Origin of the sequence: Actinomadura geliboluensis (assembly GCF_043197915.1) — a bacterium.
GTDB lineage: Bacteria > Actinomycetota > Actinomycetes > Streptosporangiales > Streptosporangiaceae > Spirillospora > Spirillospora geliboluensis.
Map to the genome: position 1 here is coordinate 167336 of NZ_JBICUA010000012.1, position 16285 is coordinate 183620.

At 74.3% G+C, this 16285-nt stretch carries 16 protein-coding genes; 4 read left to right on the top strand and 12 right to left on the bottom strand.

Annotated features, from left to right (window positions below; genetic code table 11):
- Positions 1-8 precede the first annotated feature (8 nt).
- The 3 genes from ACGFI1_RS34175 to ACGFI1_RS34185 all read right to left on the bottom strand — a co-directional run bounded on the left by ACGFI1_RS34175 (position 9) and on the right by ACGFI1_RS34185 (position 3246).
- Positions 9-860: a helix-turn-helix domain-containing protein gene (locus ACGFI1_RS34175; protein ID WP_392791355.1), complete on the bottom strand. Its 852-nt coding sequence runs from the start codon at positions 858-860 to the stop codon at positions 9-11.
- A gap of 36 nt (positions 861-896) precedes the next feature.
- Positions 897-1646, bottom strand: coding sequence for a hypothetical protein (locus ACGFI1_RS34180; protein WP_387067273.1), 750 nt, complete (start codon positions 1644-1646; stop codon positions 897-899).
- A 190-nt stretch (positions 1647-1836) separates the two neighbouring features.
- Complete coding sequence (locus tag ACGFI1_RS34185) at positions 1837-3246, bottom strand: aldehyde dehydrogenase family protein (RefSeq protein ID WP_364553871.1); 1410 nt, start codon at positions 3244-3246, stop codon at positions 1837-1839.
- A gap of 169 nt (positions 3247-3415) precedes the next feature.
- Between ACGFI1_RS34185 and ACGFI1_RS34190 the strand changes: the two genes are divergently transcribed.
- The gene (locus tag ACGFI1_RS34190; RefSeq protein WP_392791358.1) at positions 3416-4849 is read left to right on the top strand and encodes an alpha/beta fold hydrolase; all 1434 of its coding nucleotides are present in this window, start codon (positions 3416-3418) and stop codon (positions 4847-4849) included.
- Between the two features lie 4 nt (positions 4850-4853).
- On the opposite strand, the gene ACGFI1_RS34195 is transcribed toward ACGFI1_RS34190, so the two are convergent.
- Together ACGFI1_RS34195 and ACGFI1_RS34200 are read right to left on the bottom strand one after the other, a co-directional pair.
- Entirely contained in the window at positions 4854-5378 is a 525-nt protein-coding gene (locus ACGFI1_RS34195; protein WP_392791361.1) for a hypothetical protein, read from the bottom strand.
- Between the two features lie 4 nt (positions 5379-5382).
- Complete coding sequence (locus tag ACGFI1_RS34200) at positions 5383-6000, bottom strand: hypothetical protein (RefSeq protein ID WP_386866548.1); 618 nt, start codon at positions 5998-6000, stop codon at positions 5383-5385.
- A gap of 243 nt (positions 6001-6243) precedes the next feature.
- Between ACGFI1_RS34200 and ACGFI1_RS34205 the strand changes: the two genes are divergently transcribed.
- The gene (locus ACGFI1_RS34205; protein WP_138641473.1) at positions 6244-6729 is read left to right on the top strand and encodes a hypothetical protein; all 486 of its coding nucleotides are present in this window, start codon (positions 6244-6246) and stop codon (positions 6727-6729) included.
- Between the two features lie 42 nt (positions 6730-6771).
- On the opposite strand, the gene ACGFI1_RS34210 is transcribed toward ACGFI1_RS34205, so the two are convergent.
- Genes ACGFI1_RS34210 through ACGFI1_RS34220 form a run of 3 tightly spaced genes read right to left on the bottom strand, consistent with a single transcriptional unit; the run spans position 6772 to position 9603 of the window.
- The gene (locus ACGFI1_RS34210) at positions 6772-7818 is read right to left on the bottom strand and encodes an ABC transporter substrate-binding protein (RefSeq protein ID WP_386866544.1); all 1047 of its coding nucleotides are present in this window, start codon (positions 7816-7818) and stop codon (positions 6772-6774) included.
- A gap of 41 nt (positions 7819-7859) precedes the next feature.
- Complete coding sequence (locus tag ACGFI1_RS34215) at positions 7860-8768, bottom strand: ABC transporter permease (RefSeq protein WP_392791365.1); 909 nt, start codon at positions 8766-8768, stop codon at positions 7860-7862.
- Positions 8758-9603 (bottom strand): ABC transporter ATP-binding protein, encoded by an 846-nt coding sequence (locus ACGFI1_RS34220; RefSeq protein ID WP_392791368.1) that lies wholly within the window; start codon positions 9601-9603, stop codon positions 8758-8760. The genes ACGFI1_RS34215 and ACGFI1_RS34220 overlap by 11 nt, the downstream gene beginning before the upstream one ends.
- A 170-nt stretch (positions 9604-9773) precedes the next feature.
- Between ACGFI1_RS34220 and ACGFI1_RS34225 the strand changes: the two genes are divergently transcribed.
- Both ACGFI1_RS34225 and ACGFI1_RS34230 read left to right on the top strand, forming a co-directional pair.
- On the top strand, positions 9774-11402 hold the full coding sequence (locus ACGFI1_RS34225; protein WP_386866538.1) for a sensor histidine kinase: 1629 nt from the start codon (positions 9774-9776) through the stop codon (positions 11400-11402).
- On the top strand, positions 11399-12076 hold the full coding sequence (locus tag ACGFI1_RS34230; RefSeq protein WP_240808593.1) for a response regulator: 678 nt from the start codon (positions 11399-11401) through the stop codon (positions 12074-12076). The genes ACGFI1_RS34225 and ACGFI1_RS34230 overlap by 4 nt, the downstream gene beginning before the upstream one ends.
- Here ACGFI1_RS34230 and ACGFI1_RS34235 read toward each other — a convergent pair.
- From ACGFI1_RS34235 to ACGFI1_RS34250, 4 genes are all read right to left on the bottom strand, one after another.
- A complete protein-coding gene (locus tag ACGFI1_RS34235) occupies positions 12025-13017 on the bottom strand; it encodes an ABC transporter ATP-binding protein (RefSeq protein ID WP_386866536.1) in 993 nt (330 codons plus the stop codon). The two genes, ACGFI1_RS34230 and ACGFI1_RS34235, sit on opposite strands and share 52 nt — an antisense overlap.
- Positions 13017-13835 (bottom strand): ABC transporter permease, encoded by an 819-nt coding sequence (locus ACGFI1_RS34240; protein WP_338072666.1) that lies wholly within the window; start codon positions 13833-13835, stop codon positions 13017-13019. The genes ACGFI1_RS34235 and ACGFI1_RS34240 overlap by 1 nt, the downstream gene beginning before the upstream one ends.
- Positions 13828-14616: an ABC transporter permease gene (locus tag ACGFI1_RS34245; RefSeq protein WP_392791372.1), complete on the bottom strand. Its 789-nt coding sequence runs from the start codon at positions 14614-14616 to the stop codon at positions 13828-13830. Before ACGFI1_RS34245 ends, ACGFI1_RS34240 begins: the two co-directional genes overlap by 8 nt.
- 98 nt (positions 14617-14714) lie before the next feature.
- Complete coding sequence (locus ACGFI1_RS34250; protein ID WP_386866530.1) at positions 14715-16232, bottom strand: M1 family metallopeptidase; 1518 nt, start codon at positions 16230-16232, stop codon at positions 14715-14717.
- Positions 16233-16285: the final 53 nt, after the last annotated feature.

Consider the following 16285-nt stretch of genomic DNA (forward strand, 5'->3'; position numbering starts at 1 on the left):
GCCGCCGGTCAGGCGGGCTCGGCGAGGGTGGTGACGCGCTGCTGCTCCAGCTGGCCGGCGATCAGCTCGGTCGGGGTGCAGCCCGACAGGGCGCGGAACTCGCGGTTGAGGTGCGCCTGGTCGTAGTAGCCGCAGGCGGCCGCGGCGTCGGCGAGCCCGGCGCCGCCGGACAGCAGCTCGACGGCGCGCCGGAACCGCAGCACCCGCGCCATCACCTTGGGCGGCAGCCCCACCTGCTCGCGGAACCGGTGGGTGAGGTGCTTGCGGCTCCAGCCGACGTCGGCGGCGAGGTCGCCGACCGTGACGCCGGCGCCGCCGTCCAGCAGCCGCCACGCCCGGGCCACCTCCGGGTCGGGGGCGGGGCCGGCGTCGAGGCGGCGCAGCAGGAAGGCGTCCAGCAGGTCGAAGCGGGCCGCCCAGGACGGGGCCTCGGCGAGCCGCTCGACCAGCACGCGGGCCTCGCTCCCGAGCAGGTCGGGCAGCTCCACGGCGGCGTTGGTGAGGCGGGCCATCGGCACGCCGAGCAGCGAGTAGGCGCCGAGCGGGGTCACGTCGAGCTGGATGCCGCGCTGCCCGCCGGGGCTGAGGTACATGCCGTGCCCGTCGTGCATGCCGGCCACGAACGACCCGTACGAGCGGTCGCCGACGCCCGGGTCGGGGACCGCCAGGTGCAGCGGCGGGCCCATGTTGAGGATCACCACGGTGGTGCGGGTGGGCAGCGTGCGCATCCGGCTCGGGGCGGCGAGCGTCTCCCAGTAGCCGTCGTAGGAGCGCAGGAACGGGCGCAGGGCCGGGTGGGGGCGCCCCCGCGCCAGGTACCAGCCGCCCCGGTCGGTGACCGCGACCGCTCTGTCGGTCATGCCCCCAGTCCTACCACGCGGGACCGACGGAACCGGCTACTCGTACATCTGGCCGCACACCGCGATCCGGGCGAGGTCGGCCCAGGTCATGGTCGTGATCGGGCGGACGTAGGAGCGGGCCGGCGGCTCCCCGGGCCGCGGCGGCAGCGGCACCCGGGCGCCGTCGGCGGCGTCCCAGCCGCCGAGGCTGCCGGCCACCGCGCACTCCAGGTACGTCGCCGGGTCGAAGTTGTACCAGCGGGCCGGGGTGGCGCGGGCGCCCGAGCCCGGCGGCCGGGGCGCGTCCGCGCCGAACCGCGCCCGCGGCCCCGGCGGGTGGACGAGGAAGTCCTCCAGGTCGGCGATCTGGGACAGCAGGACCCGCTCCCAGTCGGCGTACCCCTCCGGCTCGGCGCCGGGGAGCGCGAGGTCCTTGCCCGTCCACGCGGGGTCGAAGGCGGCGGGCGGCGTGGTGGACGCGGCGGCGAACATCGCCGCGACGTCGTCGGGCTCCAGCCGGGACTGGCCGCTCAGCGGAGCGCTGACCTTCCACAGCGACCGCAGGAACGCCGACAGCGACCAGGACGCCGCGCGGGCCTCCTGGCCGAGGTGCAGGAAGACCAGGTACAGGTCGCGGTTGGTGCGCACGGCCGGCCCCGGCGGCCCCTCCACCCAGTACGACTGCTTGTGCTGGACGCCGCTCTCCATCACCAGGACCTGCGCCAGCGCCGCGATGCGCGAGTCGTGGGCGGCCACCTGGAAGGTGTTGCCGAGGTCGTCCCGGCGCATGACGTCCCAGGTGTGCATGCGGCTCCTTCACAGGTCGCGGTGCGGACTCCACGGCCCCGCACAGAAAGTGTGCCATTCCGGACGCCGACCGCCAGTAGCGGCCATATCACTTTCCGGACTCGAAGTCGTGGCCCTCCGCTCATGCGGTACGCGGCGGAGAGGGGTACGGGTCCGGCGGCGGCCGCCGCCGGACCCGTACCGGTACCGCTCAGCGCTTGGAGCGGTGGATCACCTGCAGCTCGGTGAACCCGTACAGGCCCCACGGCCCGTTCTCGACGCCGACGCCGCTCCACTTGAACCCGCCGAACGGCTGGCTGGGGGAGAGGGCCAGGTGGGTGTTGACCCACGCGGTGCCGCACTCCAGCCGCCCGGCGACCTCGGCGGCCCGGTCGGTGTCGGTGCCCCACACCGAGCCGGACAGCCCGAAGTGGGTGCCGTTGGCGCGGGCGAGCGCGTCCTCCAGGTCGGTGTACCTCACGATGGGCAGCGCGGGGCCGAACTGCTCCTCGTCCACGATCCGGGTGCCGTCGGAGAGGTCGGCGAGGATCGTCGGCTCGAAGAAGTAGCCGGGGCCGTCGATCGGCCGGCCGCCGGCCGCCGCGCGGGCGCCGCCCGCGAGCGCGTCGGCGACCAGCTCCGACACCCGCTCGTACTGCGGCCTGTTGTTGACGGGCCCGTACTGGACGCCCTCGTCCATGCCGTTGCCGACCTTGGCGGCCTTCGCCCGCTCGGCGAGGGCGTCCACGACGTCGCCGTAGAGCGCGTCCGGCACGTACACCCGCTTGATCGCCGAGCAGACCTGGCCGTTGTTCTGGAACGCCGCGCCGAACAGCCTGTCGGCGACGGCGGCCGGGTCGGCGTCGTCCAGCAGGATCGCCGGGTCGTTGCCGCCGAGCTCCAGCGTGACGCGCTTGAGGTCGGGCGCCGCCGCCGCGGCGACGCGCTTGCCGGTCGCCACGCTGCCGGTGAAGCTGATCTTGCGCGGGACGTCGTGCGCCGTCATCCAGGCGCCGAGGTCGTCGCCGCCGGTGACGACGTTGAGCACGCCGGGCGGCAGCACGTCCCGCAGCACCTCGCCGAGCTTGAGGCTGGACAGCGGGGTGAACGGGGACGGCTTGAGGACGAGCGTGTTGCCCGCGAGCAGCGCCGGGGCGATCTTCCACACCGCGAGCAGTAGCGGGAAGTTCCACGGGGTGATCGCGGCGACGACGCCCATCGGGCGGCGGACGACCTCGACCAGCGCGTTGTCGTCGTCCTGGATGACCTCGCGGGGCAGCTCCAGGTCGGCGAAGTACTTCAGCCACACGCCGGCGCCGACGACCTCCATGGTCGCGTCGGCGAGCGGCTTGCCCTGCTCCAGGGTGAGGATGCGGCCGATCTCCTCGGACCGGGCGAACATGACGTCGGCCGCCGCCAGCAGCGCCTTGCGCCGCGCGGCCTCGTCGCGGCGCCAGTCCGCGTAGGCGGCCTGCGCCGCGGCCATCGCCGCGTCGAGCTGCTCCCTGGAGGCGTCGGGCGCCTGCTCGGCCACCTCGCCGGTCGCCGGATTGATCACCCCGAAGGTGCCGGGCGCGTCCACGGCCGCGCCGTCGATGGTCATCGAGAAGGTCTCGGACACCGTTGATCCTCCGCTCAGGGGGTTACCGAACGAGATTCAGTATTCACCTTCGACGCCCGTCTGACGAGACGTGCCACGCCCCGGACCGCTGCCGGGGCGGGGCGGCGCGCCGGTGGCCGGATCCGGCGAGATCCCCGCCCGCGGCGCCGAACGGAGTGATGATCATCACATGCGATCACGTCTCACCGCGGTGTTCGCCCTCACCCTCGCCCTCGCCGCATCCGGCGGGGCGACGGCGGCCGCAGCACCCACAGCGTCACCGCCCGCGCCCGTACCGTCCGCGCGGTCCGCGCCGCAGCTGGCCGACCCGCGTCCCTGCACGGGCAAGCCCGGCTTCACCTGCTCGTTCCTGACCGTCCCGCTCGACCACCGCGACCCCGGCAAGGGCAGCCTGAGGCTCCAGGTGGCCGCGGCGGACAACGCCCGCGCGCCGAAGGGGGTCCTGCTGTTCCTGACCGGCGGGCCGGGCCAGCCCGGTGTCCCGTTCATCGACGGGATCACCGCGCGGCTGCCGGAGCTCGCGAAGAACTACCGGTTCGTCATGGTCGACCAGCGCGGCACCGGCGACTTCGGCGCCATCGACTGCCCGAAGCTGCAGGCCGAGGTCGGCAGCAGCGACATCGAGCCGCCCGCGCCCGCCGCGGTCGCCGAATGCGCCGGCGTCCTCGGGGACCGGCGGCACTACTTCACCACCGAGCAGACCGTCGGCGACCTCGACCTGCTGCGGCGGGCCCTCGGGGCGCGCAAGTGGACCGTGGACGGCGTCTCCTACGGCACCATGACCGGCGCGAACTACGCCCTCCGGTACCCGCAGCACGTGAGCAAACTGGTCCTGGACTCGGTGCTCCCGCATGTCGACCCGCAGGGCGACGACATGCTCTACCTCACGGGCCTCCGCGCCACCGCGCGCGTCCTGCGGGACGCCTGCACGGCGGCGCCCGCCTGCGGCTTCGACCCGGCGGAGGACCTGGCGTGGCTCGCCCGGCACCGCGACGACGCGGTCCTCATCTGGGACATGCTGGTGACCTACGAGTTCCTCGACCCGACCTACCGGGACGAGAACTCCCTGCCGGGCGGCGCGGGCGACGCCGTGGCGGCCGTCCATGAGGCGCGCCACGGCGACCCGGCGCGGCTCGACCGGCTGCTGCAGATGCTGAACTCCGGCGGCGACGACGTCACCCGGTACAGCTCCGGCCTGCACATCGCGACGATCTGCGGCGACGGCCACTTCCCCTGGGGGACGTCGGAGACCCCGCCCGCCGCCCGCCCCGCCGCGCTGGAGCGGGCGCGCAGGCACCTTCCCGCCCGCGCCACCTGGCCGTTCACCGCCGACACGGCCGTCGGCAACGGGTTCGTCCAGGAGTGCCTGCACTGGCCGTGGTCGCGGCACACCGCCGAACCGCACCGGACGAAGCTCTCCGTCCCGGTCCTGCTGCTGAGCGGCGACCGCGACCTGTCCACGCCGCTCGAATGGGCGCGGGAGGAGCTCCGCAACGCCCCGCGCGGCCGGCTCGTCGTGGTGAAGGGCGCCTCGCACTCCATCCAGAACCGCGAGCGCGGAACGCAGGGGCGCGAGGCGGTCTACCGCTTCCTCAACGGCTGAGCCTTCACGAGGCGCAGACGCGGTCCAGCAGGTCCCGGTAGCCGCGCAGCGCCAGCCGGAGCCGCTCGGTGTCGGCCTGCCCGCCGCCGTCGAGGCCGTCCGACAGCGCCCGCCGGTGCGCGGCGATCGCGCGGCCGAGGGCCTCGGCGGCCTCGGCGGCCAGCTCGTCCGCCCGGCGGACCGCGGCGCCCGGATCGTCGACGAACGCGGACTGCACCTCGCGCCAGCGCTCCCGGAACCGCTCGGTCTCGGCCGGGTCGAACAGCCCGTCCGGGACCGCGGCGGGCCCGGGGGCCGCGAGGGGCCCGGTGTCCACGGTCGGTCCGGTGTCCGCGGCCGGTCCGGTGTCCGCGGTTGCTCCGGTGTCCGGGGCGGGCTCGGGCTTCACGGCGGGCATGGGGTCCGGGGCCGTGTCCGGGACGGGCTCGGGCGCGTCCGCCACCGGGGGCTCCGGTGCGGGACCGGCGACGCGGGTGTCGCCGGGCAGGCCCGGGGCCGGTACTCGCTCAGCGTGCCGCCTGTGCTCCATGGGGTCAGCTCCTCGGGGTCTCGGTGGACGCCGGCGCCTCGGGCGCGGGCGCGGGCCCGTCCGCGGCGTGCCGCCCGGCCCGTTCCCGGCCGGGCGTGCCGAGCAGCTCCTCGAACAGGGCGCGGTAGTGCACCATGGCCTGCCGCAGCTCCTCGGTGGACGCCTCCCTGGACGCGGCCCTGCCGCCGATCGCGTGGGCGCGCCGGTAGTGCTCCATCGTGCGGCCGTGCTCCACGGACAGGTGGGCGACCTTCTCCTCGAACCCGTGCGTGGGGTAGCCGCGCTCGCCCATCACGACCGTGACGAGCCCGTCGGCCTGCTCGACCGCCGCCGCCGGCGTGTCGACGAACCGCTCCTGAACGCGGACCCACTGCTCGTGGTACTGCTCGCGCTTGCCCGGGTCCAGCTCGCGCAGCTCCAGCTCCTCGTGGCGCCGCTCGCGGGAGAGCAGCTCCCGCTCGGCGGCCGCGCGGCCGCCCGCGTCCCGCACGGCCCGGTCGTACTCGGGGCCGAACCGCCGCCTGAGCCGCCGCGTCCGGGACCTGGTGCGGGCCAGGTGCGCCGCCGCGGCGAGGACGGCGACGACGACTACGGCGATGACGACCCATATCGCGGTCGACATGGTCTCCTCCAGCGTGCGTCGGATCAGGATGAGACCGCGATGCCCGGTCAATGGCGTTCAAAACGAACCACCAAGAAACGGTCATCCGCCGCAGGCCGGTTATGGAGCCGGGTGAGCTGCGGCGCCGGACAAGGTCATCTGAGTGGATTTACTGCGCTATGCCCGACTCGCATGTTGTGATTGGGGCGCTACCGGAATGATGTGCGCCCTGCGGCGGGCGCGCGCGAATGGATGTGATGCGCGGTGCGCCACGCGTTCGGCCTCGTCCTCGGCGTCCTGCTGACTCCAGCCCTGCTGTACGGCGCCGCCTGGGGCTACGTGCAGGCCGGCCGGTCCTTCGACGGCACCGGGCAGGAGATCACCGACCGCACCCGCATCTACGGCGCGTTCGCCCTGCTCGCCGCCGTCGGCCTGGTGACGGGCGTGGTCATCGTCGCGCGCTGGGCGTCGCCGCTGGTCTCGCTGGTGCCCGCGCTCGCGCTGCTCGGCCTCTCCGGCTGGTTCCTGGCCGACCCCGGCACCGTCCTCGACCTGCCCGGCCGGGTGCCGCCGGCGGGGGACCTGGACGCCGGGCTGCGCATGCTGCTCGGCTCCGGCCTGTACGCGATGATGGGATTCGCGCTGCTGATGCCGGCCTGGGCGCCGCGCCGCTGGGGTTCCGAGCGCGACGACGACGCCGCCGACCTCGACTTCTACAACGCGATGGAGCGCGGCGGCCGCGCCCGCTAGTCCCGGCCGCCGCACCCCCCGCTCAGGACCGCTCCGCCTTCGTCACTGCTTCGCCTTAGTCACGAACTCGGTCGTGTAGGTCTTCGACAGGTCGATCCGGTCCTTCATCTCGCCGACCTCGGGCGAGAACTGCGCGAGCACCTTCAGGACGTTCTCCGCCGCGTCCGGCTTCATGACGCCGTCGCCGTTGAACATGCCGGCCGAGTCGCCGATCGCCTTCTCGTACAGCTTCGGGTCGCCGCCGGCGTAGTCCGCCGGCATCTTCGCCGCGATCTCCGCCGGCTGGTGCGCCTTGATCCAGCCGAGCGTCTTGACGAACGCGTTCGCGAGCTTCTGCACGGTCTCGCCGTGCGACTTCACGTACGCGCAGTCCATGTAGAGGGAGCTGGACGGGTACAGCCCGCCGAGCGCCGCGCGGGTGCCCTCCTCGGTGCGCATCTCGACCATGACCTTCGCCTTGCCGGTGCTGACCAGCTTGGCGATGGTCGGGTCGGTCGTCATGCCCGCGTCGATGCCGCCGTTGTCCATCGTGGAGATGAACGTCTGCCCGGCGCCCGCCTTCACCGTCGTGTAGTCGGACGTCTTGACGCCGTTGCGGACGGCCAGCGCGCGGGTGATGAAGTCGGTGGACGAGCCGGGGCTGGTGACGCCGAGCTTCTTGCCCTTGAACGCGGCCGGCGACGTGAGCTCGCCCGCCTTCGACGCCGCGACCATCTCGGCCTCGCCGGGGACGTCGGCCATCTGCACGACGCTCTGCACGCACTTGCCCTTGGTCTGCAGGTGGATGGAGTGGTCGTAGAAGCCGACGACGGCCTGCACGTCGCCCGAGATGAGGACGTTCTCGGCCTGCGCGCCGGCGGGCTCGGTGAGCAGCCGCACGTCGAGGCCCTGCTCCTTGAAGTAGCCGAGCCGCTCGGTCAGCTTGGCCGGCAGGTAGATGACCTTGTCGATGCCGCCGACCATGATCTTGACGGTGCCGCCGGAGCCGCCGTCCCCGCCGGCGCGGGAGCCGCGGCAGGCGGACAGGCAGGACAGGGCGGTGAGGGCGGCGAGCGCGGCGGCGCTCGCCCGGACGGTGGTGCTGGGCATGGCGGTTCTCCGGTCGTGCGGGGGTGGAAGGGGAACGGGGCTCAGATCTGGACGTCGTGGCCGGAGACGGACGGGCGCCAGCGCAGCAGCCGGCCCTCCAGCAGCGTGAGCAGCCACTCGGCGAGCAGGGCCAGCACGGTGATGATGATCATCCCGGCGTAGATCCCGGCCGCGTCGAAGGTGCCCTGCGAGTGGTTGATGAGCAGGCCGAGGCCCTTGTCGGCGCCGGTGTACTCGCCGACGATCGCGCCGATGATGGCGAACCCGAACGCCGAGTGCAGCGAGGCGAGGATCCAGGACGTGGCGCTCGGCACCACGATCGTCCACAGCACCTGCAGCCGGCCCGCGCCGAGGATCCGGGCGTTGTTCACCAGGTTCCGGTCGACCTCGCGGGCGCCCTGGAAGGCGTTGAAGAACACCGCGAAGAACACCAGCACGAACGCCGTCGCGATCTTGGACTGCATGCCGAGGCCGAACCAGATGATGAACAGCGAGGCCAGGATGATGCGCGGGATCGCGTTGACGGCCTTGATGAACGGCGCGCACACGTCCGACAGGAACCGGCTGCGGCCGAGCACGATGCCGAGGACCACGCCGCCCGCCGCGCCGAGCGCGAAGCCCGCGACGGCCTCCTGGAGGGTGACGGAGATCTGCTCCCAGATCGAGCCCTGCGAGGTGCCGTCGGTGAACCAGCCGGCCAGCCGCTCCCAGATCTTGGACGGCATCGAGTAGTAGAACGGGTCGATCCAGTGCCGGGCGGCCAGCTCCCACGACCCGAGCCAGGCCGCGACGAGCGCGGCCCGGACGGCGTTGATGCCGGCGGCGCGGCGCAGCCCGGCGGTGCGGGCCCGCGCGATCGCCGCGAGCTCGCCGCCGTCGCGGTCGCCGGTCGCGGTCCCGGCCGGGCCCGCGGCGGGCGCCTGCGCGATGGTCTCCGCGTCACGCGGCATGGCCGGCCCCCCTCTCCCGGGTGATCTGGACCTCTTCGCGCAGCGAGTCCCACACCTCGCGGTAGATGTCGAGGAACTCGCCGGTGAGGCGGACCTCCTCGGCGTCGCGCGGCCGGTCGAGCGGCACCTCGAACACGGCCTTGATGGTGGCGGGGCCCGCGGTCATCACCACGACCCGGTCGGACAGCACGAGCGCCTCCTCCAGGTCGTGGGTGACGAACACGACGGCCGCCCCCGAGCCCGACCACAGGCGCAGCAGCTCGTCCTGCATCAGGCCGCGGGTCTGGACGTCCAGCGCGGAGAACGGCTCGTCCATCAGCAGCACGGACGGCTCGTTCACCAGGGTCTGGGCGAGGGCGACGCGCTTGCGCATGCCGCCCGACAGCTGGTGCGGGTAGTAGCCCTCGAACCCCGCGAGGCCGACCCGCGCGACCCAGTCGCGGGCCCGGTCGCGGGCCGCGCGGCGGGACGCGCCCCGGTAGCGGGGGCCGGCCGCGACGTTGTCGAGCACGGACCGCCAGGGCAGGACGGCGTCGTTCTGGAACATGTAGCCGACGCCGTCCGGGATGCCGTCCACCGGCCGGCCCTGGACGAGGACGCGGCCCGCGGACGCCGGTTCGAGGCCGGACACCAGGGACAGGGTGGTCGACTTGCCGCAGCCGGTGGGGCCGACCACGGCGACGAACTCGCCGGGCCCCACGCTCATGTGCAGGTCGCGGACGGCCGTGTGCACGCCGCCCGCCGACCGGAAGCGCTTGGTGGCGCCGTCCAGCTCGATGACGGGCCCGGCGGGCCGCTCGGTGCGCTCTTCTGGGGAGCTCGCTTGTTCGGACACGGCCGCACCGTACGGATGTGGCGCGCGTCACCGGAACCCTTGCCCGCGATGTGCTCGCAAGCCGCGAATCCCCACGTTGCGCGCGTTACCGCGACTTCTGCGCGTTGTGCGCACGGTTCCGCCCGCGGGGGGCTGGGCGGCCGGGCCGGCATCGATTACGGTGACACGTCATGTCCGTGCGGCCCCGCATCTCCTTCGCCCGGCAGGTGCTGATCCTGCAGGTCGGCGTGGTCGTCGTGGTGGCCGTCCTCGGCTACGGCCTGGTCGCGTGGATGCTGGACGGCCGGCTCCGCGACCAGTACGGCCAGCGGGCGCTCACCGTCGCGCGGTCCGTCGCCGCCGACCCGGAGATCCGCGACGCGGTCGCGGCCGGCGACCCCGGGCGCACCGTCCAGGACCGGGCCGAGCGGGTCCGCCGCCGCACCGGGGCGCTGTTCGTCGTGGTGACCGACCACCGGGGCCTGCGCCTGTCGCACCCCAACCCGGTCCGCCTCGGCGAGCGGGTGAGCACCGACCCGTCCGACGCGCTCGCCGGGCGGGAGGTCGTGCGCGTCGAGCGCGGCACGCTCGGCCTGTCGGCGCGCGGCAAGGTTCCCCTGTACGGCCGGGACGGCGGCGTCCTCGGCGAGGTCAGCGTCGGGTTCGACGCCCGCGCGATCGACCGCGAGCTCGGCCACGTGCTGCGCGAGATGTCGCTGTTCGTCGCGGGCGCGGTCCTGCTCGGCGTGGCCGCGTCCGCCGCGATCGGGCGGCGGCTGAAGCGGCAGACGCTCGGCCTCGAACCCTACGAGCTGGTCGAGCTGGTCCACGAGCGGGAGGCGGTGCTGCACGGCGTCGGCGAGGGCGTCGTCGCCGTCGACACCGAGGGGAGGATCGCGGTCTGCAACGACGAGGCGGCGCGGCTGCTCGGCGTCACGCCCGAGCGCGGCGCGCCCGCCGGGGACCTCGCCGCCGAGGGCACGCTGCGGGACGTCCTGACGGGCCGCCGGGAGGCCGCGAACCTGTTCGTCACGGCGGGCGAGCGGGTCCTCGTCGTCAACCGGCGGCGGGTGCGCCGCGACCGCCGCGACCTCGGCGCCGTCGTCACGCTGCGCGACCGCACCGACCTGGAGACCCTCGCCCGCGAGCTGGACTCGGTCAGCACCCTGTTCGACGCGCTGCGCGCGCAGCGGCACGAGTACGCCAACCGGCTGCACACGCTGTCCGGGCTGCTCCAGCTCGGGCACGCCGCGGAGGCCGCCGACTACGTCGGGGCGCTGATGGAGGACGCGGCCCGCCGCGCGCCCGCGCCCGACACCCTGCCCGACCCGGTGTCGGACCCCTACCTGCGCGCGTTCCTGTCGGCCAAGTCCGCGGTCGCCGCGGAGAAGGGCGTCCGGCTCGACATCGGGGCCGCCAGCTACGTGCCCGGCCGCGTCGCCGACGCCCTGGACGTGACGACCGTCGTCGGCAACCTGGTCGACAACGCCGTGGAGGCCGCCCGGCTCGGCCGCCGGCGGCCCGCCCGCGTCGAGGTCGAGCTGCTCGGCGACGGCGCCGACCTGCACGTCACCGTCACCGACTCCGGCGACGGCCTGCCGGACGGGCTGCGCGAGGCGGTGTTCGACGACGGCGTGTCCACCCGCGACGCCCCGGCCGGCCGGGCCCGCGGGCTGGGCCTCGGCCTGGCGCGCCGCACCGCCCGCGCCCGCGGCGGCGACGTGGCGTTCGTCGCCGCCGGGACGGGCGGGCCCGGCGGGGGCGGGGCCGTGGCGGTCGCGCGGATCCCCGGTGTGCTCGGAGCGGAGGCGGTCAGGTGAGCGGTGCGGTGATCGACGTTCTCGTGGTGGACGACGACTTCCGGGTGGCGCAGGTCCACGCGAAGTTCGTGGCGGCGGTGCGCGGCTTCGCCGTCGCCGGGCTCGCGCACACCGCCGCGCAGGCCCGGTCCATGGCGGCCGACCTGGCGCCCGCCCTCGTCCTGCTGGACGTGTACCTGCCGGACGCCTCCGGCCTCGCCCTGCTGCCCGAGCTGGACGCCGACGTCATCATGGCGACGGCGGCGGCCGACCCCGGAGCCGTGCGGGAGGCGCTGCGCCGCGGCGCCCTGCACTACCTGATCAAGCCGTTCACCGCCGCCGCGCTCGGCGCGCGGCTCACCGCCTACGCCCGCTACCGGGAGGCGCTGTCGGGGGACGGCGAGCTGTCCCAGGCCGCGCTGGACGGCGCCGTCCGCGCGCTGTACGCGCCGCTGCACGGGCAGGCGCCGCCGCCGAAGGGGCAGTCGCCGGTGACGGCGCGGCTGGTCGGCGACGCGCTGCGCCGCGCGGACGCGCCCCGCTCCGCCGCCGAGATCGCCGACGAGGTCGGCGTGTCCCGCGCCACCGCCCAGCGGTACCTGGCCGCGCTCGCGCAGGCCGGGCGGGTCGTGGTGACGCTGCGCTACGGTGCCACCGGCCGCCCGGAGCACCAGTACGCGTGGTCGCCCCGGTAGAGCGCGGCGAGGACCTCCTCGATCCCGGACTCGCGCAGCGCGATGTCGCGGACCTCGTGGGCCCGGGCCAGCTCGGCGATGACCGCGGCCGCGTTCGCCGAGCGCGGCAGCCGCAGCCACTGCCGCGGCCCCTCGACCCGCTCGGCCTCGATCCCGTCCAGCCGGATCGGCGGGCCCGGCCGGGCCAGCTCGACGACCAGCAGCCGGTCGGCGGCCACCGTGCGGCGCAGCGCGTCCAGCCCGCCGTCGAACGCGAGCCGCCCGTGGTCGATGATCATGACGCGGCGGCAGAGCCGCTCGATGTCGCCGAGGTCGTGCGTCGTCAGCAGGATCGTGGTGCCGCGCTCGGCGTTGATCCGCTCCAGGAAGTCGCGGACGGTCGCCTTGCTCACCACGTCCAGGCCGATCGTCGGCTCGTCCAGCACGAGCAGCTCCGGGTCGTGCAGCAGCGCGGCGGCGAGGTCGCCGCGCATCCGCTGGCCGAGGCTGAGCTGCCGGACCGGGGTGTCCAGGAACGGCTCCAGCTCCAGCAGCGCGGTCAGCTCGGCGAGCCGGGCCCGGTGCGCCGCCGCCTCCACCCGGTACAGCCGCCGGACGAGGGCGAGGCTGTCGCGCAGCGGCAGGTCCCACCACAGGGTGGTGCGCTGCCCGAACACCACCCCGAGCCGGCGCGCGAGCGAGGTGCGGCGCCGCGACGGGTCCAGCCCGCAGACCCGCAGCCGCCCGGACGACGCGGTGAGGATCCCGGTCAGCATCTTGATCGTGGTGGACTTCCCGGCCCCGTTCGGGCCGAGGTACCCGACGAACTCGCCCGGCTCCACGGTGAACGACACGCCGTCCACCGCGCGCACGGTCCGGCGGGTGCGGCGCAGGCCGCCCGCGCGCGCCCGGACGGTGAACGACTTGACGACGTCCGCGGCCTCGATCATCGGCACCGGCATCAGCTCCCTGTCGATCGGTAGTGCCGCAGCCCCGCCCGCCACGCCGCCGCGCCGAGCGCGCACACCAGCACGGCGACCGCCGGCGAGGCGAACCGCGCCGCCGCGGGCAGCCCGAGCGGGTCGGGGCGGTCCAGGACGTACAGCGCGGGCTGCCAGTTGACGAACGCCAGCGGCACGATGAACGTCACGCCGCGCACGAAGTCGCGGGCGAACACGGTCATCGGGTACTGGGTGAGGAACGCGCCGCCGTAGGTCACCGACTTGCCCGCGCCGTGGACGTCGATCAGCACGAACTGCACCGCGCCGGTCAGCACCCACAGCCCGCCGAAGATCGCCGCCCCGGACAGCACCATGACCGGGACCATCGCGATCCGGCCCGGCGTCCACGCGACGTCCGCCGCCGCGATCGCGTACACCAGCACGGTGACCGCCGGGACGAGCTTGCCGAACCGGCGCGGCGAGAACTCCTCCGTCGCGACCTGGACGAGCGGGCTCACCGGCCGCACCAGCATCGCGTCGAGGGTGCCCTGCCGGACGTGGTGCCCGAGCCGCTCGGTGGTGCCGAGCAGGATGTCGGAGATCCCGAAGGACAGCGCGGAGGTGCCGTAGAGGAACAGCACCTCGGGGGCGCCGAACCCGGCGATGCGCGGCGCGTGCGCGAACAGCAGCACGATCGCGGCCACGTCCAGCCCGGTGACGGCCGCCGTGGTGAGGGCGAGGAGCACCATCGACACCGGGTACTGCGCGGCCGCGCGGATCCACGTCCAGGCCAGCAGCCCGTACATGCGGACCGTCCCGGCCCCCGCGGCGTCAGCCACCGTGCACCACCAGCTTCCGCCGGGCGGCGCGCGTCAGCAGCACCCCCGCGCCGAGCAGCGCCGCGGCCCAGGCCGCCTGGAACGCCAGCGCGCCGAGCAGCCCGGCGCCGGTGTGCCGGCCGAGGAACACGTCCGCCGGCACCTGGATCTGCGCGGACCACGGCAGCGCCTGCGCGATGTCGCCGAGCCGTCCCGGGAAGACGACCAGCGGCAGGATCATGCCGGAGAAGAACAGCGACATCACGAGCGTGACGGCCTGCAGGCCGCGGTCGTCGTGCAGCCAGAACATCCCGAGCGCCACCAGGTAGCGCAGCCCGAAGCTCACCGTCACCGCGAGGACCAGCGCCACCGCGAACGCGGCGAGGTGCGCGGGGCCGGGGACGCGGAACGGGAAGACCAGGGCGCCCGCGACCAGCGGCGGGCCGCCGCGCAGCAGCAGGGAGCCCGCCGCGCGGCCGAGGTCGTCGGCGAGCCACCAGCCCTGCAGCCCGACCGGGCGGTACAGGTCGATCGCCACGTCCCCGTTGCGGATGCGCTCGGTGAGGTCCATCCCGCCGAAGACCTGCACCGGCCCGATCAGCGCCTGGGTGAGGAAGCAGAAGGTGACGGCGTCGGCGGCGTCGTACCCGCCGAGCGAGGGCCGGACGTTCCACAGCGCGAGCAGGACGTAGGCGCGCATGAAGCCGAACAGGGTGTTGGTCAGGGACTCGGTCAGCGAGCCGAGCGGGTACGAGGTGTGCCGGCGGAAGCCGTACCACCACACCCACGGAAGAACCCCCACTTGCCGGAATCCTAGGGTGGCGAGACGCCGCTTACCACGTAATCCGCCACAGAACCGGCCCCCGGCGGGGCGCCGGGGGCCGGGTCCGCACGGGCGGGTCAGTCCTGCGGGATCTCGGGCTTGATGGGGGAGTAGAGCCAGTCGTTGAAGAACGTGCTCAGGTCCTGGCCGGCGATCCGCTGCGCGAGCGAGGTGAACTGCTCGGTCCGCGCGTTGCCGTACTTGTGCGTGGCGTACCAGGTCCGCAGCAGGGTGAGGAACGCGTCGTCGCCCATCTTCTCCCGGAGGAACTGCAGCATCATGCCGCCGCCGTTGTAGACGCGGTCGTTGAACATGGTGTCGCGCTGCGGGTCGGCCGTCAGCACCGACCAGAACGGCCGGCCCTCGCGGTCGGGGAACGGGCGGGCGGCGTAGGTGGCGCGGGCCGCGTCGTGGACGCTCCGCCCGCCCTTCAGCTCGGTGTAGTACCAGGCGGCCCAGGTCGCGAAGCTCTCGTTGAGCCAGACGTCCTTCCACTGCGCCGGGGACACCGCGTCGCCGAACCACTGGTGCGCCAGCTCGTGCGCGATCGTCCCGGTGCTGCGCACCGCCGAGTACACGGGCTTGCTCTGCGTCTCCAGCGAGAACCCGAGCGGCTGCCCCTCGAAGCGGGCGTCGTCGGCGATCGCGCCGGTGCCGCCGAACGGGTAGCGCCCGAACGCCTTCGACCACATGTCGGTGACCTCGCCGGTGGTGCCGTAGAAGAAGTCCACGGCGTCCGGCTGGTTCTGGAGCAGGACGGGGTCCACCGCCGTGTAGTTGGGGACGCCGCCCGGCGTGCGGCCCTGCTTCACGACCCACTTGCCGATGTCGATCGTGGTGAGATAGCTCGCCATCGGGCTGTCCTCGCGCCAGCGGAACACCTCGGCGCGGGTCTTGCCGGGACGCCGGCTGAACGCGGCGGTGGCACCGCTGTGCCCGGTCAGCCGCCCGTTGGCGACGGCCGTCAGGCCCTCCGGCACCCGGATCGTGTAGTCGTAGGTCGCCTTGTCGCTCGGGTGGTCGTTGACCGGGAACCAGGTGCGGGCGCCGTTCGGCTCGCCGCCGACGAACGCGCCGTCGGGGGTGTGCAGGAACCCGTACGGGGAGCCGAACACGATCGGGGAGCCGACGATGGTCTGCGGGACGCCGCCGTACCTAACGACCGTCCGGAACACCGACCCCTTCCGCAGCCCGCGCCGCGGCGTGATGATCAGTTCCTGGCCCTGCCGCCGGTAGTCGGCCCGCTGCCCGCCGACCCAGATCCGCTCCACGTCCATGCCGGACAGGTCCAGGTCGAACCGCGACAGGTTCTGGGTGGCCCGCGCGGTGATGGTCACGGTGCCGTCGAGCTGGTCGTGGTCGGGGTCGTAGCCGAGGTCGAGCGAGTAGTGCCCGACGTCGTAGCCGCCGTTGCCCTCCAGCGGGAAGTAGGGGTCGCCCACTCCGGGGGCGCCGGGGGTGAAGCGCCCGTGGTGTCCGGCGGCGTCCGCGGCGGCCGCGGGGGCCAGCGCGACGACGCACACGGCGGCGGCGGCGATCGGCAGCATCCGGCCGGGGATCGCCCGGGACCGGATGGACCGGGGGTGACGCGCCATCAGGGATCCTCTCCGAGAGTGATCAACTAGCGCGCTCACGATGCGCCGATTAT

Excerpts from the sequence above, each read along its gene's own strand:
- ACGFI1_RS34250 (WP_386866530.1), bottom strand. The coding sequence starts at position 16,232 with ATGGCGCGTCACCCCCGGTCCATCCGGTCCCGGGCGATCCCCGGCCGG.
- ACGFI1_RS34225 (WP_386866538.1), top strand. The coding sequence starts at position 9,774 with ATGTCCGTGCGGCCCCGCATCTCCTTCGCCCGGCAGGTGCTGATCCTG.
- ACGFI1_RS34190 (WP_392791358.1), top strand. The coding sequence starts at position 3,416 with ATGCGATCACGTCTCACCGCGGTGTTCGCCCTCACCCTCGCCCTCGCC.
- ACGFI1_RS34215 (WP_392791365.1), bottom strand. The coding sequence starts at position 8,768 with ATGCCGCGTGACGCGGAGACCATCGCGCAGGCGCCCGCCGCGGGCCCG.
- ACGFI1_RS34200 (WP_386866548.1), bottom strand. The coding sequence starts at position 6,000 with ATGTCGACCGCGATATGGGTCGTCATCGCCGTAGTCGTCGTCGCCGTC.
- ACGFI1_RS34195 (WP_392791361.1), bottom strand. The coding sequence starts at position 5,378 with ATGGAGCACAGGCGGCACGCTGAGCGAGTACCGGCCCCGGGCCTGCCC.
- ACGFI1_RS34180 (WP_387067273.1), bottom strand. The coding sequence starts at position 1,646 with ATGCACACCTGGGACGTCATGCGCCGGGACGACCTCGGCAACACCTTC.
- ACGFI1_RS34175 (WP_392791355.1), bottom strand. The coding sequence starts at position 860 with ATGACCGACAGAGCGGTCGCGGTCACCGACCGGGGCGGCTGGTACCTG.
- ACGFI1_RS34235 (WP_386866536.1), bottom strand. The coding sequence starts at position 13,017 with ATGCCGGTGCCGATGATCGAGGCCGCGGACGTCGTCAAGTCGTTCACC.
- ACGFI1_RS34210 (WP_386866544.1), bottom strand. The coding sequence starts at position 7,818 with ATGCCCAGCACCACCGTCCGGGCGAGCGCCGCCGCGCTCGCCGCCCTC.